This window comes from Pseudanabaena mucicola FACHB-723 (assembly GCF_014696385.1).
Taxonomy (GTDB): Bacteria; Cyanobacteriota; Cyanobacteriia; order Pseudanabaenales; family Pseudanabaenaceae; genus Pseudanabaena.
In genome coordinates this window covers 108,597-124,082 of record NZ_JACJQB010000001.1, presented here as the reverse complement: position 1 = coordinate 124,082, position 15,486 = coordinate 108,597, and the positions used below count along the sequence as shown (strand labels likewise).

12 protein-coding genes are annotated in these 15,486 nt (G+C 44.3%); 7 read left to right on the top strand and 5 right to left on the bottom strand.

Annotated elements, in window-relative coordinates:
• Positions 1-367 precede the first annotated feature (367 nt).
• From pflB to H6F41_RS00520, 3 genes are all read right to left on the bottom strand, one after another.
• Positions 368-2,596: a formate C-acetyltransferase gene (gene pflB / locus H6F41_RS00530; protein WP_190401515.1), complete on the bottom strand. Its 2,229-nt coding sequence runs from the start codon at positions 2,594-2,596 to the stop codon at positions 368-370.
• Positions 2,597-2,821: 225 nt separating this feature from the next.
• Positions 2,822-4,810: a cation:proton antiporter gene (locus H6F41_RS00525; RefSeq protein ID WP_190401514.1), complete on the bottom strand. Its 1,989-nt coding sequence runs from the start codon at positions 4,808-4,810 to the stop codon at positions 2,822-2,824.
• 47 nt (positions 4,811-4,857) lie between these two features.
• Positions 4,858-6,441, bottom strand: coding sequence for a Ppx/GppA phosphatase family protein (locus tag H6F41_RS00520; protein ID WP_190401513.1), 1,584 nt, complete (start codon positions 6,439-6,441; stop codon positions 4,858-4,860).
• A gap of 136 nt (positions 6,442-6,577) precedes the next feature.
• Between H6F41_RS00520 and H6F41_RS00515 the strand changes: the two genes are divergently transcribed.
• The 6 genes from H6F41_RS00515 to arsS all read left to right on the top strand — a co-directional run bounded on the left by H6F41_RS00515 (position 6,578) and on the right by arsS (position 13,039).
• Positions 6,578-7,678: a hybrid sensor histidine kinase/response regulator gene (locus H6F41_RS00515; protein ID WP_190401512.1), complete on the top strand. Its 1,101-nt coding sequence runs from the start codon at positions 6,578-6,580 to the stop codon at positions 7,676-7,678.
• A gap of 29 nt (positions 7,679-7,707) precedes the next feature.
• A complete protein-coding gene (locus tag H6F41_RS00510) occupies positions 7,708-8,817 on the top strand; it encodes a hybrid sensor histidine kinase/response regulator (protein WP_190401511.1) in 1,110 nt (369 codons plus the stop codon).
• Between the two features lie 83 nt (positions 8,818-8,900).
• Entirely contained in the window at positions 8,901-10,097 is a 1,197-nt protein-coding gene (locus H6F41_RS00505; RefSeq protein ID WP_190401510.1) for a Coenzyme F420 hydrogenase/dehydrogenase, beta subunit C-terminal domain, read from the top strand.
• Between the two features lie 214 nt (positions 10,098-10,311).
• Positions 10,312-11,469, top strand: a complete 1,158-nt coding sequence (locus H6F41_RS00500) for a pyridoxal phosphate-dependent aminotransferase (protein ID WP_190401509.1) — start codon at positions 10,312-10,314, stop codon at positions 11,467-11,469.
• 108 nt (positions 11,470-11,577) lie between these two features.
• Positions 11,578-12,018, top strand: a complete 441-nt coding sequence (locus tag H6F41_RS00495; RefSeq protein WP_190401508.1) for an Hpt domain-containing protein — start codon at positions 11,578-11,580, stop codon at positions 12,016-12,018.
• 28 nt (positions 12,019-12,046) lie between these two features.
• Entirely contained in the window at positions 12,047-13,039 is a 993-nt protein-coding gene (gene arsS, locus H6F41_RS00490; RefSeq protein WP_190401507.1) for an arsenosugar biosynthesis radical SAM (seleno)protein ArsS, read from the top strand.
• A gap of 73 nt (positions 13,040-13,112) precedes the next feature.
• Here the strand turns inward: arsS and H6F41_RS00485 are convergent, their stop codons facing one another.
• Complete coding sequence (locus tag H6F41_RS00485; protein WP_190401506.1) at positions 13,113-13,910, bottom strand: ABC transporter permease; 798 nt, start codon at positions 13,908-13,910, stop codon at positions 13,113-13,115.
• A 63-nt stretch (positions 13,911-13,973) separates the two neighbouring features.
• Here H6F41_RS00485 and H6F41_RS00480 point away from each other — a divergent pair, with 63 nt between their 5' ends.
• Positions 13,974-14,810 (top strand): inositol monophosphatase family protein, encoded by an 837-nt coding sequence (locus tag H6F41_RS00480; RefSeq protein WP_190401505.1) that lies wholly within the window; start codon positions 13,974-13,976, stop codon positions 14,808-14,810.
• A gap of 29 nt (positions 14,811-14,839) precedes the next feature.
• Here H6F41_RS00480 and H6F41_RS00475 read toward each other — a convergent pair whose 3' ends face one another.
• Complete coding sequence (locus H6F41_RS00475; RefSeq protein WP_190401504.1) at positions 14,840-15,337, bottom strand: TIGR02652 family protein; 498 nt, start codon at positions 15,335-15,337, stop codon at positions 14,840-14,842.
• Positions 15,338-15,486: the final 149 nt, after the last annotated feature.

Sequence of the window (15,486 nt, the reverse complement as noted above, 5' to 3'; positions counted from 1 at the left end):
TAATCAGGGATAGGTGCTAAAACGCTCATTTCATGACGATAAAAAGCAGGCAAATCCCTCGTCGATTACGCTTTAGCTCACCAGTGACCATGACTCTGAAAAACTTTCCAAGTAATCGCATCATCACAAAGAAATGGCTATGCCATTTCTTTGTTTGAAAATCCTTGCTGTTTTTTTGTTTCAATTCATAAAAGTGTGACTACACTTTTATGAATTGCGATAACTGACCAATGTCGAGGCTTTGTGTATTACAAGAGATTTTTTGAAAGGATTGCTTTGTCAGCCTTTCAAAAAATCTCTTGGTGTTTAAGAAAGCGTAAATCGCTGCAATGTTTAAAAAGTGCTGCTTAGCGACACTTTTTAAACACTATACCCGTTCATGGAACGTGCGTTTAATCACATCGAGTTGTTGCTCACGGGTGAGCTTGATGAAGTTCACAGCATAGCCTGATACTCGAATCGTTAGCTGGGGATAGTTTTCAGGATGCTCCATTGCATCTAGTAAAGTATTGCGATCGAGGGCATTGACGTTAATGTGATGTCCACCATCGTGGAAATAGCCATCGAGTAAACCAACAAGATTGTTAGTGCGATCGCATTCCTGTCTACCCAAAGCCGTGGGAATGATTGAGAAAGTATTAGAAATACCATCTTGGCAATCGCCATAGGGCAGTTTGGCAACCGATGATAGAGAGGCGATCGCGCCACAACTATCGCGTCCATGCATAGGATTTGCTCCAGGAGCAAAGGGTTCACCAGCCCTACGTCCATCGGGAGTATTACCTGTTTTTTTGCCATAGACAACATTGGAAGTAATTGTCAACACGGACTGGGTGGGAGTGGCGTTGCGATAGGTTTTATGTTTGCGAATTTCATCCATAAACCTCGACACCAGACTAACGGCAATACTATCAACGCGGTCATCGTTGTTGCCATACTGTGGGTATTCACCTTCGATGAGGTAATCTACTGCCAAGCCATTTTCATCACGAATCACCTTGACCTTGGCATATTTAATTGCCGAGAGAGAGTCGGCAACGACAGACAGACCAGCAATTCCACAAGCCATGGTGCGATAGACATCGCGATCGTGTAATGCCATTTCGATGCGCTCGTAGCAATACTTGTCATGCATGTAGTGAATGACATTGAGCGTGTTGATGTAAAGCTTAGCGAGCCATGCCATCATTTGCTGCAATCGCTCATTGACTTCTTGATAATCGAGATAGTCTGCGGTGATCGGCGCAAAGTGGGGAGCGACTTGCATACCAGTTTTTTCGTCTTTACCGCCATTGATCGCATAGAGCAGGGTCTTGGCAAGATTGACCCGCGCTCCAAAGAACTGCATCTGTTTACCAATTCGCATGACCGATACGCAACAGGCGATCGCATAGTCATCACCATAGGTGGGACGCATCAAGTCGTCATTTTCATACTGAATGGAACTGGTATCACTGGAAATTTTGGCGCAAAATTGTTTGAAGTTTTCGGGTAGACTTTCTGACCACAGTACGGTCAAGTTAGGTTCAGGGGCTGCGCCGAGGTTAGACAAGGTGTGCAAGAATCGATAACTAGATTTGGTGACCAAAGTGCGACCATCGGCGCTCATGCCACCGATTGCCTCAGTAACCCATGTGGGATCGCCTGAGAAGAGGTTGTTGTAGTCGGGAGTCCGCAAAAAGCGCACCATTCGTAGTTTCATCACGAAATGATCGATTAACTCTTGCAGCTCAACTTCTGCGATCGCACCTTTGCGAAGATCACGCTCGAAATATATGTCTAAAAACGTTGATACACGACCAAGGGACATCGCAGCCCCATTTTGTTCTTTGACTGCACCTAAATAGCCAAAATAGACCCACTGAATTGCTTCCTGTGAGGTCATGGCAGGTCGCCCAATATCAAAACCGTACTTCGCTGCCATTTCCTTTAGTTCAAACAAAGCGCGAATTTGTTCTGATAGTTCTTCTCTTAGGCGAATTGTATCCTCGTCGATCATATCGAGTTCGAGGGAATCCTTCTGGTTCTTTTTATCATCGATCAGGCGATCGATTCCATAAAGTGCCACCCGACGATAATCGCCAATGATTCTGCCGCGTCCGTAAGCATCTGGTAAACCTGTGATGATCCCCGATTTCCTCGCCTTCCGCATTTCGCTAGTATAGGCATCAAATACCCCGTCATTATGGGTCTTGCGATATTTAGTAAAGATTTCTTCGGTTTGGGGATCAAGCTCATAACCGTAAGCCTCTAGCCCTGCCTTGACCACACGAATACCGCCATAGGGCATGATCGCGCGTTTGAGAGGTTTCTCAGTTTGCAGTCCGACAATTTGTTCTAATTCCCGATTGATATACCCCGCATCATGGGCAGCGATCGCCGTTGGCAATTTTGTATCAACATCCAATACCCCCTTTTCCCTTTCTAGTTTCATCAATTCTAAAACTTCATGCCAAAGCTCCTTTGTCCTTGAGGTTGGGGCGCTTAAAAAGTCAGCCGAACCTTCGTAAGGAGTGTAATTTTTTTGGATAAAGTCTCTAACATTAACTTCTGTTGTCCAACTACCTTCTGTAAAGCCCTGCCATTCTAGATACATTGCTTTAATCTCCAAAATTTTTGCCGAAAGAACAAAATTATTTTGTCTTCAAGTTCTATTATAGATTTATCCACAAGTTCCCAAGATAATGCCAGTAATGTCCTTACAAAAGTTAATCAGACATTAAGTAGTTCAGAATAAATAACCTTAAAACCCAGAATCGTGAGTCGCCCGCAAAGCGGGCGACTCACGATTCTGGGTTTTAAGTAAGCGCAAAGGGCTGTATCAAGAGCGGGTATCAAGAATATCCTTGGCCATTTTTAAGAAATAGTCGGGATTTGTAGATGGATCGTCTTTTTTACCATTGCTACGTGCCGAACCATTGGAATCAATTGTTTTTTGAGCAATTTCGCGATCGGAAAGAACTACAGGTGTAATATCGAGCGTGTTTGAATTGGGGGGTAAAGTTTCAGTTTGGATGGGGGGTAAGGTTTTGGGACTGTAGAGCAGATATAAAATGCGATCGCCTTTTTCCCATGACATATCCGCAGGAACGATTTGTAATTGTCCTTTACGCTCAAATAGTAAGGGCAGCAATATTCCCGCATTAAACATCGTATTAAAACTCTGTAATTGCTCAGCCATTTCTACTTCAGTTAAGCGAAATTCACCCACACGGACTTCCTTCTGAGTGACATATTGATTCCAAGTTTTAATGGGAACGCGATCACAAAAAGCCTGCTGCACGATATTTTCGGTAGCACTCTCTGCATCAGCATCTCTGGGATAAACTGCTAATACTTGTGTGGGTTTAAATTCCTTAGCAACCAGTTGGGCAATCACCACATTCACATCTGTATTTACTGTCATTGCCAAAAATGTTCCCACCGAGTCTAGCCCTGCCTCCGCCAGAGCCTTGGCATCTAGACCATTACTGACAAAAGTCGGAATGCCATATACTTCCGCCTGTTTGCATAGCTCCGCACTTGTATCCACCAAAGCCACGCGCTGACCATTGGCCTGAAATAACCTTGCCACGACAATACCAATCGCGTTACTGCCCACAATGACGATACCAGAAATATCAGGTTGATTAAGCCCTAACAGTTTGGCAACAAATTTTGCCGATAGCCCCTGTAAAAAGACTGTCATAGCAATGGTGAGAAACACTAGCGCCTTAATCGATTCGCCACCATTCACGCCCCGTTCCGTTAACAAAATCGCAAATAGAGAAGCCACCGAAGCCGCAACAATTCCCCTTGGCGCACACCATGAGATAAACACCTTTTGCCGCCATGTGAAGCTGCTATTCCATGTACTGACAATCACATTGAGCGGACGGACGATAAACATCAAAAAGAGAACTGTCTGGACTCCACCCCACCCAAGAGCAAAAATACTTGGAATGGACAGATTTGCCGATAGCAAAATGAATAGGACAGACACCATCAAAGCCACAATTTGGCTCTTAAATTTGAGGAGGTCACGACTATTGGGAATATCGGAAGCCCTTAGAACCAAACCCATCAATACCACTGCGGTTAAGCCCGATTCGCTCTGAATTTCTTGAGCAATGCCAAAGAGTCCGAGGACTGCCGCCACGACTACTGCACTTTTGGTATCTTCAGCAAGGAAAGTTGCTCGTTGCAAAAACTTACCCAACAACCAACCTGCGATCGCCCCCAAAACGCCACCAACCCCCAGCCGTAGTCCCAAATCACTAACGACAACAAAGGCGCTGGAAGTGGGTTTCAGGGCAACGTCCAGCACAACCACCGCCAAAACCGAACCAATCGCATCGATTAATACGCCTTCTCCCTCGAGGATTGTGGCAAGCCGACGATCCACTCCCACTTCTTCGAGAATTGGATTAACTACGGTTGGCCCCGTCACCACCACCAGCGCTGCATACAAAAAGGCGATCGTCCATGGGAATTCGCTCAGCCAGTAGGCGGCAATTCCACCGCCCACTAGGGTAATTAGAGTTCCAATCGTAATTAAATTGCGGAGACTTGCTGAAACCTTACCCAGCTCCTTGAGTTGTAAATTTAGCCCACCGTCAAATAAAATCAACGCGACAGAAATGGAAACAATAGCTTCTAATCCATCACCTAGTAAACGCGGTTGGACGATATTTAAGCCATTCCCCCCCAGTGCTACCCCAAAAATTAGGAGAAAGACGATACTCGGCACACGAAAAAAATTGGCAATTACCCGCGCCGAGATACCTGCCACGATCGCAATAATAATGATTAGAGAAAGAGAGCCTTCCATAATTATCTAGTTTTGCCAGCTTTGCAAAGTACGACTGGCAAAACCGTTCATTCCAATGATACTGACAGCGTAACGTTAAACTGCACCTCAAAGGGTTGCTTTTTATAATCAAGGCTCCACATTTCTAGGGTACAGGGATCATTGGTTTGGGTGGGGGTGAGTTGAAGTGAGCAGCTACGGGTGCGAGGATTACAGACTACGCGAATAGCGGCAATTGCCCCGATTTGGCGACGATCTAGAGCAGTGGCGATCCGCAAAAAGGTACTGGCTTGGCGTACAAATAATTTGAGGCGCTCACTATCCAATCTCTGAAAGTTGTCATGTTTTTTCTTCGGCTCACTTTTGCGGTGGTAGCGGGCAAGATTAGCGATCGCTTCGATTTCGGACTCGGTATAGCCCAATAAATCACCGTTACGAATTAGGTAATAGGAGTGCTTATGGTGGGCATCATGGCTGATGTGGTGACCTGCGTTGTGCAGCATGGCTGCCGCCCAAAGTAAATGCCGTTCATCTTCACCCCATTCATGGAAAATCCCCTTAGTTTGATCAAATAGGCTGAGGGCGTGGTCAGCAACGGTTTTGGCATATTGGGTATTAATGCGATATTTTTCAGCAAGTTTCAGAATACTGCGATCGCGAATTGTACTTTGATAGCGCCAACCATCTTCGATATAACCATGGCGAATCATCCAATCAACGACTAGCCCCTCGCGCAAGGCGCGTTGACAGAGCGTAATTTTTGGTACACCCAACAAGCGCATCGTTTCCAGAAGCACTACCGCCCCAGCCAAAATAATCTCGGCTCGCTTTTGGCGCACCATGGCAGTGCGTTCCTCTAGATTTGCCCTGCGTAACCGCCAGACAATATTTTCGAGATCAGCAAAGGAAATGTCATAGCCTTGCAGAGGACTAGGAACAACGCCTGTTTTTTCTTTAGCATGTAAGGTAATCAGCGTTTCAATTGTGCCTGATGTTCCGATTGCCTTTAATGACTTGATGTTGTGTTTATGTAATAGCGATCGCAAATCATCGGTAGGGCGCTCAATGGAACCCAACACAAATCCTAAGAGCCTTTCGTAATCGGTTTGCGAGATGGGATCGCTTTTGACAAACAAATCGGTTAGTCTGACCGCACCAATTTTGCTACTACTCAAATGCATCGGATCGCGACCATCCCCCAAGATCATCTCCGTTGAGCCGCCACCAATGTCAATCAGCAAATGTGGCTCATCCTTAAGCTCCATCGCCGAAATCACACCCAAATAAATACGTCGCGCCTCTTCTTGTCCTGAAATCACCTCAACATGCAAGCCTATTTCTTCATAAATGCGGCGAATAAATTCTTGCCCATTTGGGGCTTCACGGGTAGCACTAGTCGCCACGGCAATGATTTCATCCACTTTAAAGGTGCGACAAATTTCTTGACATCGCCGCAAAGCATCTAGTGAGCGCTTCATGGCATCTTCAGTCAAATTTCCTGTCTGAGCGCAGCGCTCACCTAGCCGAACAGTGGCTTTTTCTGCTTCAATAACACTGAAACTAGGAATCGAAGTTTGAATTTCCACAATCACCATGTGGATAGAATTAGTCCCCACATCGATCGCTGCTAAAGTTTTGACATCTGAAGTCATGGGCTGTTTCCACGAAAATATCTTAAGTCATCGTAAATGAAAAGCTGTCAGAATAATAGAACATACAGTTAGGTAACCCTGTAATCTGCATGGTATTGAGGCAGTCAGTGAGCTTATGGCTCTATAAATGAGTGTTATGGGAAATAAACAAGTAATTTTAGTTATTGATGATGAGCCAGCAAATTTTGATGTGGTCGAAATTTTGCTGTTTAAAGAAGGCTATGAATTGCACCACCGCAATAGTGGAGAAACTGCGATCGCAGCCTTAGAAACCATCAATCCCGATTTGGTCTTACTTGATGTGATGATGCCGGACATGGATGGCATTGAGGTATGTCAGCACCTCAAAAATGACCAACGATGGCAACATATTCCGATCATTATCATCACCGCACTATCGGATAAAGAAGACCTTGCCCGTTGTCTAGATGCGGGAGCCGATGATTTTATTAGCAAACCAATCAATAGTCTTGAACTAAGGGCAAGAGTGCGATCGATGTTGCGGATTAAGTCGCAATATGAACGGATCCAAAACACGATGCTACTGCGGGAAGAGATGATGCAAACTATCGTCCATGATCTCCGTAATCCCCTCATTGGCATCCTGTTGGGATGTGAATCTCTCAAGGGCTTAGAAATGCCTGATCGAGCAAGAAAAAGAATTAATCAGATCAACAACACTATCGATCAGATGCGTCTGCTGATCAATGATATTTTAACGATTGGGCGCATCGAAGCCAATCGCCTTGTTCTCAATCTCACTAAAATTGACATTGTTGATCTCACTCAATCTGTAATCAATGATTTCGAGATCATCGCGACTAGTAAACAAATTCAACTTTTAAGCAAATTGCCGACCGAGCCGACATTTATCTATGGTGATCTCAATCTTATGCGTCGGGTATTAGATAACCTTGTCGATAATGCAATTAAATTTTCGCCACAGCACAGTTCAATTACGCTCACAATCGAAAAATTGCCTGAAAATCCTGCCCGTCAGAATCTGATCAAAATTCAAATAATTGATCAGGGTGTCGGCATTAGTCCTGAACAGAAGCAAGTGATTTTTGAAAAATATGAAGTTGGTAATATTATTCTTGGTATTTCCCAAATTGGTTTAGGTCTATCTTTCTGTAAAATGGCAATTGAAGCGCATCAAGGAGAAATCAGCGTAACTAATAATCAACCCAATGGGGCAATTTTTACAGTCCTGCTAGGTTCTGACGACCCCAAATAATCCCGAATAATGCTCAGTGCTTTAATGCCATGACTCGCATCCTAATTATTGAAGACGAAGAACTAATTCGCGAATCCTTAGAAGATTTACTACTAGCGGAAGGCTTTGAGGTGATTACTGCCGATAATGGGCAGCAGGGGATAAATTTAGCCAATCAACAACAACCACATCTCATTCTCTGTGATGTGATGATGCCAATTCTTAATGGCTATGAAGTGCTATCTCAACTAAGACAAAACAAGGAACTGGATCATGTGCCTTTTTTGTTTTTGACCTCGCTAATCGATCGCCAAAGTAGTCGTAAGGGTATGTCATTGGGGGCTGATGACTATTTAGAAAAGCCTTGCACTAAGGATGAATTATTAGCTGCGATCGCAGTTCGCTTAGGGAAACAGGAGGCGATTAAAGTCAGTATAAAATCGCAAATGGAAGCCCTACGGACTAGCATTGCTCTGTCACTACCCCACGAGTTTCACACTCCCCTCTCTGGCATCATGAGTTTGGCTGAGCTAATGATGATGCAGAGTGAAGATTTACAACCTGCGGAAGTCTATGAATATGCCGAAGATATTCATCATTCCTCAAAACGGTTACAACGGGTAATTCAAAACTATCTGCTCTACAGTCGCTTAATTGTGACGCGATCGCGAGGGGAAACGCGATTTACTGCCGAAGATCCCTGCAATAGTCAGATTCTCATTCAAACCCTCGGTGAACGGCGTGCCAAAATGTACGATCGCCTCGAGGATTTAGAGCTAGATCTGGTGGATTTTGAAATTTTGATTGCTGCGGATGACCTAATCAAGATTGTTGATGAACTGATCGATAATGCCTTCAAATATTCGGTCAAAGGTAGCAAGGTAAGACTGAGTAGCCATATTAGTGATCATGTCTGGCTTTTCAATATTCAAGATTATGGGCGCGGCATTAGTAAGCAACAAATCTCTAGTATTGGTGCATTTATTCAATTTAATCGCCAGTTTTATGAGCAGCAGGGGATGGGGTTAGGCTTGTCCATCGCCCAAACCCTGATTGAGTTTTACGGAGGTGAGCTAAAGATTGATAGTCAAGAGAATATCGGCACAAATCTCCAGATTTCGATTCCTTGCGATCGCAATTTGCCACCTACCGAAGCCTGATCACCGAAGCATGATCGTTGGGATCGCCAATCACCCAAAAAAGCTATGATCTACCTAGCTCTCTATAGTCAGAAAATAGCAAAATGTCGGTTGTCCCATCCCATCGCAAAGCCAAAGGGCTTGCCGATGCCCAGCGTCGTCCTGCCAAAGAATTATGTAGTGAATGTGGTCTCTGTGATACTTACTACATCCATTACGTCAAAGAAGCTTGTGCGTTTATCACGCAGCATATTGATGAGCTAGAAACGCAATCCCACGGGCGATCGCGGGATCTAGATAATGAACAGGAACTCTATTTTGGCGTGCATCAGGAAATGATCGCCGCCCGCAAAACTGAACCCATCGAAGGCGCACAATGGACAGGCATTGTTTCCACCCTTGCAATCGAGATGCTCGAAAAGGGACTAGTCGAAGGCGTGGTTTGTGTGCAGTCTAGTAAGGATGATCGATTTAAACCCCAGCCCATCATTGCCCGTACCCGCGATGAAATTTTGGCAGCACGAGTCAATAAACCCACTCTTTCCCCCAACCTCTCCATTTTAGAACAGATTGAGCAGTCAGGAATTAAGCGTCTACTCGCCATTGGTGTGGGTTGCCAAATTCAAGCTTTACGCACAGTCGAGAAGGAACTCGGCTTAGAGAAGCTGTATGTATTGGGAACACCCTGTACTGATAATGTGACGCGATCGGGCTTGCAAAAATTTCTCGATACCACCAGTCGTTCGCCTGAAACTGTTGTCCACTATGAATTTATGCAGGACTTCAATGTTCATTTTAAACATTCCGATGGTTCTACAGAGCAAGTACCTTTCTTTGGCTTGAATACCAAGGAACTCAAGGATGTATTTGCCCCATCCTGCATGACTTGTTTTGACTATACCAATGCCCTCGCCGATATTGTGGTGGGCTATATGGGCGCAACCTATGGCTGGCAATGGATTGTGGTCAGAAATGAGACAGGAAAAGAGATGTTGGAATTGATTAAGGATCAATTGCAAACGCAGCCAGTAATTTCCAGTGGCGATCGGCGGGCGGCTGTGCAGCAGGGCATCTCAGCCTATGACAATGCTATGACTATTCCCATTTGGCTAGCTTGGATCATTAGCTTTGTGGTGAATAAGGTAGGGCCAAAGGGTCTGGAATATGGCAGATTTTCCATTGATTCGCACTTTGTCCGCAACTTCCTATATGTACGCCGCAACTATCCTAAAAAATTAGAGGCGCATGTGCCTGAGTTTGCCAAGCGAATTATTGCTCAGTATCAATTACCCAAGCATTAATAGGACTTACTCAAAAATTGGTAAGACCCTCTCCCCTAGCCCCTCTCCCTGAAAGAGAGGAGAATCAGAAAAGGAGCTTACTCCCCTTCTCCCGTTCTGGGAGAAGGGGATGAGGGCAACTTGGTTACTTGACCAGCCATAGTCATTTCGCTTAGGATTTAGTAAAGGCGGCGCATCGCGCCGTCTTTACTTTTTGAAGTGTAGAGATATTACCTTGACTACTGTTTCGCTATCACAACGCGCTATTCAAATAAAAGAATCTCAAATTCGCGAAGCCTCCCGTTATTGTGAAAAGTTTGGAGCAATTAATCTTGCTCAAGGTCTGCCCGACTTCCCTGCACCAGAAGCGATCAAAGAATCGGCAAGAGCAGCGATCGCCGCAGATTTTAATCAATACGCAGATAGTTGGGGCTGGGAAAAGTTGCGCGTGGCGATTGCCGAAAAAATGCACCGTGACAATCAAATTATGATCGATCCTGATACTGAGGTGACGGTCTGTTGCGGTGCAACTGAAGGACTAAATATTGCGCTGATGACCTTGATCAACCAAGGCGATCGCGTGTTGATTTTTGAGCCTTTTTACGAAAATTACATTCCCAACTTGGCAACCGTCGGCGGTATTCCTGAATTTATTACGCTGCATCCGCCGCAATGGGAAGTCACTCAAGAGCTCCTTGAGCCAGCCTTTAAAAAAGGGATTAAGGCAGTGATTATCAATACGCCCGCTAATCCCACAGGTAAGGTTTGGACAAGAACTGAACTCGAACTAATCGCTAAACTCTGCCAGCAGTACGATGTCTATGCAATTACCGATGAAATTTATGAATACATCATCTATGAAGGCGAACATATCAGCTTGATGAGTATTGAGGGAATGCGCGATCGCACAATTGTGGTCAATGGCTTTTCCAAAACATTTTGCATTACAGGTTGGCGCTTAGGCTATACCGTGGCAAATGCAGAACTAACTGCCGCCATGCGACGGATTCATGACTTTATTACTATTTGCGCTCCTGCCCCCCTGCAACATGCAGCTTTGACAGCAATGGAATTTGGTCGAGAATATTTCACAAAGTTAGCTTTAGATTACAAACGCAAGCGAGATTTGCTTTATCCTGCCTTGGTAAAACTAGGTCTATCCCCTGTATTACCGAGAGGTGCATATTACATCTGGACTGATAGCTCGGCGATCGCTGCCGATGCCGACAGTGCTGCCTTCCGTCTTGCTAAAGAAGCGTTAGTGGCGGCTGTCCCCGGTTCATGTTTTAGTCATCCTGAAAGAGAAAAAGTGAATGGGTTAAGGTTCTGTTTTGCTAAGAAAGATAGCACTATTGAAGCGGCGGTCGTAAACTTGAGTAAACTCAAACTATAAGACAATTTATCAATTAAAGTAACCAAAGCTCTTTCCGCCCGCGTCGGGGGTAGAAGGAGCTTCTGGGTTTAGAGCATCTATCTACCTTTCTTGTTGACAATTAAGAATATGCTTCAGCCGTCGGAAAGTTCAAAAAATAATGAAATTGCTAACTCAGATGAATTGCTCAATGCGTATCCAGAATTTGCAGGTTTACCAGTTCTAGATGATTTGACATTTCAAGAATTGCGGGAAACGATTGGCGATGATCTGATATTTTCTGATTTAGTTACGGTTTATCTGAGTTCGGCAGAGGGTCTGCTGGAATCAATTAAGGATGCCCTCAGCAACCAAGACTATCAAAAACTATTTTTATCAGCCCATTCCCTTAAATCAACTAGTGCCAGTATTGGCGCATTGAGGTTAGCAAGTATATCTAGATATTTAGAAATGCTAGGTAAGGCTGAAGATACTCAAAATTTACCCAAAATAGTTGATCTAATTGTTAGTGAATATCCAAAAATGACTGCTGCGCTGCAAGCTCTTGTAATTGGGCTTATGTCAGAATAAGGGGCAGTTAACTTAAGATTTTTGGACTATGCAAACTTCTGCGATCGCAATTACGCCATTTTCTCAAAAACTACCAACGCCACTTGTAAAACAGCATATTTCGGTCTTGCAGATTAATTTGGGGAAAATTTGTAATCTTGCTTGCAGTCATTGCCATGTTGATGCTAGTCCCACTCGTACCGAGCAGCTTTTACCTGAGGTTTGTCAGCAACTAATTGAAATTATTAACCGCTTCCCCCAGATTGAGACCGTTGATTTGACGGGGGGTGCGCCAGAGATGCTGTATGGATTTCGGGAACTGGTCGAAGCGGCGAGAACCCAAAATAAAGAGATAATTATCCGCTCTAATTTGACGATTTATTTTGAAGATGGCTATGCCGATCTACCTGATTTTTTTGTACGGAATCAAGTACGGGTAGTGGCTTCTCTGCCCTGCTATTTAGAAGATAATGTCGATAAAATGCGCGGCAGAGGTGTGTTTGACAAATCCGTTCAGGCTTTGCAATGGTTAAATCGTTTGGGTTATGGCACTGATCCTGATTTAAGCTTAGATTTGGTCTACAATCCACCATTACCAACCACCAATAGGTTTTCCCTAGCGCCGAATCAGCAGGGATTGGAACTCGCTTACAAACAGCATTTACATGATAATTTTGGGATTGTGTTTAATCATCTATTCACGATCACCAATCTCCCTATTGGTAGAAGCAAGTTTCATCTCGAACACCGCAAGTTAGATGGGGAATACACCCAGTTTCTAGAAGATAATTTTAATCCTGCCACGTTAGCGAATCTGATGTGTCGCAATCAACTCTCAGTCGATTATCGAGGCAAAATCTACGATTGCGATTTTAATCAGATGGAAAATCTGCCTGCAAGATTAAGTAATGGTGAGGTTTTGACCCTAGCCAAGATTCTTGATGTTGGGGATTTAGATTTAATCCAAACCATTCAAACAGCTGATTTTTGCTATGGCTGTACGGCTGGCAGTGGCTCTAGCTGCGGTGGGGCTTTACTTTAAATAAGTTTAGTGGTCGCGGCGAAGCCGCGACCACTAAACTTTCTCTAGATTTTGATCGCAATACTCGAAAAAATTAAAACTGACGACGGGCAAAGATGAGAATTGCGATCGCAAGGGTCAACAGGGCATAGCTGAGAATATAAACGCCATTGTTAAACATATCGAATAAACTTGGCAAAATATTGTAAACCGCTTCATTTTTAAGATTTGCTCGCGATAAATCGGGTAGAACCATATAAAAGGTACGGGTTACGGCTTGCAAGCTCGGATTTTTGGAAATTTCACCCAGTAGTAACAAATCGCGACTAAAGTTACCGATGAAATAGGCGGCTAGGGTCAGCAATGAGGCAATCAGTGAACCTGTGAAGGAACCAAAGAAAATTGCGATCGCGCCCAACAGCATAATTTGCCAAAAGATAAAAAAGTTGGCAGTGAGAATTGCAGGCACTGGGATCGGAATTTGTCTAATTGCCATCAGGGCAATAAAAATTGCCGTCATAATCGACACTAATGCACCAACCACAGCCGTTAAGCCCAAATGCTTACCAATCACAAACTCAGCGCGGTGCATCGGCTTGGCAATGAGAATAAAAATTGTGCGTTTATCAATTTCCTTATTAATTAAATTTGTGCCAACTAGCACCGCCACCAGCAAACTCACCACCTCGATCGCTGCCACGCCCACATCAACAATCATCTTTGCCGATGAGTCATAGGAAAACTGCGGCAGTAACATCATTGCCGAAACCAAGATCAGGGTATATAGCAACGACAGATATAGCACCTGCTCCCTAACGGTTTCTCGAAATACATTAGTGGCGATCGCCCAAACGCGACCTAAACTTAGACTAATATTCAGGCTAAAGTTCATAGGTCTACAAAATCCTCATACATCCTAATATGCTTGCATTTTACAGCGCTTTCCTAAAAAACAATGACTAAATGGCAAACAATTCTCCTCTTCATTCAAGAGCTAACTCAACAGGTTGGCGATCGTCTCCTTAACGATTTTGAACAGGCAAGGGTGGCGATCGCCAAGGATGATGGTAGCTTAGTCACCAAAAGCGATCGCTGGGCAGATGCCTATATCAAAGCGTCTCTAGAAAAAGAATTTCCTGAATATGGGGTATTAACTGAGGAGTCCAATCAAACCTTAGGTACGCAGGAATGGTCATGGGTGGTTGACCCCCTTGATGGCACGACCAACTTTGCGAGGGGAATCCCGATTTGGGGTATATCCTTGGGGCTGTTGCATCACGGCACACCTGTATTTGGTTATGTTTCGATTCCACCACTGCGCCAAGATATTTATGGTTGGTCAGATGCAGATGGCTCAGCCGCGTTTTTAAACGGGACACCGCTACATTTGTCCGCAGAATCCCCAGATCCGCAAGCCTTGGGCAATTACTTTTTTAGCGCCTGTTCCCGCAGTCTCGAAAAAATGGGCAGATCCAAATTTCCGTTTAAATTGCGAATGCTGGGTGTGGCAAGCTACAACATTTTGACCGTGGCGCTCGGTTCTACTATTGGCGCAGTGGAGGCGACTCCCAAGATTTGGGATATTGCGGCGGTTTGGGTAATCCTCAAGGCAGTCAGCGCAATTTGGATTTCCTTAGACACAACTCAAGGGGAGAATCCCAATATCTTTCCTTTAGCAATGGGACAAGATTACAGCCAAAGAAATTTTCCGACTTTAGTCGTTAGCCATCCTGAAATTCTCAATGTTGGTCAAGAGATCACCATGCCTTTTACAGTCCGTACAAAAGTTTGAAAGTGGCGCTTTACGCCACTTTCAAATAACTAAAAAGAGCGGAAGTATGGATAACCTTTAGGCACTCCCAATTCCTTATCCAATTCAAAATTAACAATTCCCCATTTTGTCTCCTGTTCTTCAGGAACGCTAAATTCAACAACTAAACCATACAAACGTTGAGAATCAGGATTAGTAGGATTGATTTCGAGATAGGGACGCACTAGCTCACTATAGCGCTGGGCAATAATCACTTTGGTAGCCCGATAACCTTGGGTATATAGCCGATCAATGCTTTCGTGAATTTCAAATCTAAGACCATCAGGATGGGTATGTTGGCGATACCACTCATCATTCCAGAGTCGCCATTGTCGCTCGGATTGGAGATGAACCAAATCCTTACCATTGGGCTGTACCTCAAACGCACCATGTCTTGGGCAAAGATAGGTGTCAGTCAAAATCAAGGCAGGGATAATTTGCCGACAATGGGGACATTTAATTTCAGAACCAAAGATCGGATATTGCTGCGTTGATGTGACTATCCCCATAATTTATTCCGTTGTTTTATCAGAGATCTTAACATGTCCCCAATTTGCCAGAAAATCGTCGTTTCGGGATGATAAGTAGCTAGCCTAAAATCTGTGGCGCACGCTGCGCGTGCGCCACAGGTTTTAGATTTGGGTTTTAATTATGCCTA

What these genes read in the sequence shown, in the direction of transcription:
- pflB (WP_190401515.1), bottom strand. Translation starts at nt 2,596, where the DNA reads ATGTATCTAGAATGGCAGGGCTTTACAGAAGGTAGTTGGACAACAGAA.
- H6F41_RS00525 (WP_190401514.1), bottom strand. Translation starts at nt 4,810, where the DNA reads ATGGAAGGCTCTCTTTCTCTAATCATTATTATTGCGATCGTGGCAGGT.
- H6F41_RS00520 (WP_190401513.1), bottom strand. Translation starts at nt 6,441, where the DNA reads ATGACTTCAGATGTCAAAACTTTAGCAGCGATCGATGTGGGGACTAAT.
- H6F41_RS00515 (WP_190401512.1), top strand. Translation starts at nt 6,578, where the DNA reads ATGGGAAATAAACAAGTAATTTTAGTTATTGATGATGAGCCAGCAAAT.
- H6F41_RS00510 (WP_190401511.1), top strand. Translation starts at nt 7,708, where the DNA reads ATGACTCGCATCCTAATTATTGAAGACGAAGAACTAATTCGCGAATCC.
- H6F41_RS00505 (WP_190401510.1), top strand. Translation starts at nt 8,901, where the DNA reads ATGTCGGTTGTCCCATCCCATCGCAAAGCCAAAGGGCTTGCCGATGCC.
- H6F41_RS00495 (WP_190401508.1), top strand. Translation starts at nt 11,578, where the DNA reads ATGCTTCAGCCGTCGGAAAGTTCAAAAAATAATGAAATTGCTAACTCA.
- arsS (WP_190401507.1), top strand. Translation starts at nt 12,047, where the DNA reads ATGCAAACTTCTGCGATCGCAATTACGCCATTTTCTCAAAAACTACCA.
- H6F41_RS00485 (WP_190401506.1), bottom strand. Translation starts at nt 13,910, where the DNA reads ATGAACTTTAGCCTGAATATTAGTCTAAGTTTAGGTCGCGTTTGGGCG.
- H6F41_RS00480 (WP_190401505.1), top strand. Translation starts at nt 13,974, where the DNA reads ATGACTAAATGGCAAACAATTCTCCTCTTCATTCAAGAGCTAACTCAA.
- H6F41_RS00475 (WP_190401504.1), bottom strand. Translation starts at nt 15,337, where the DNA reads ATGGGGATAGTCACATCAACGCAGCAATATCCGATCTTTGGTTCTGAA.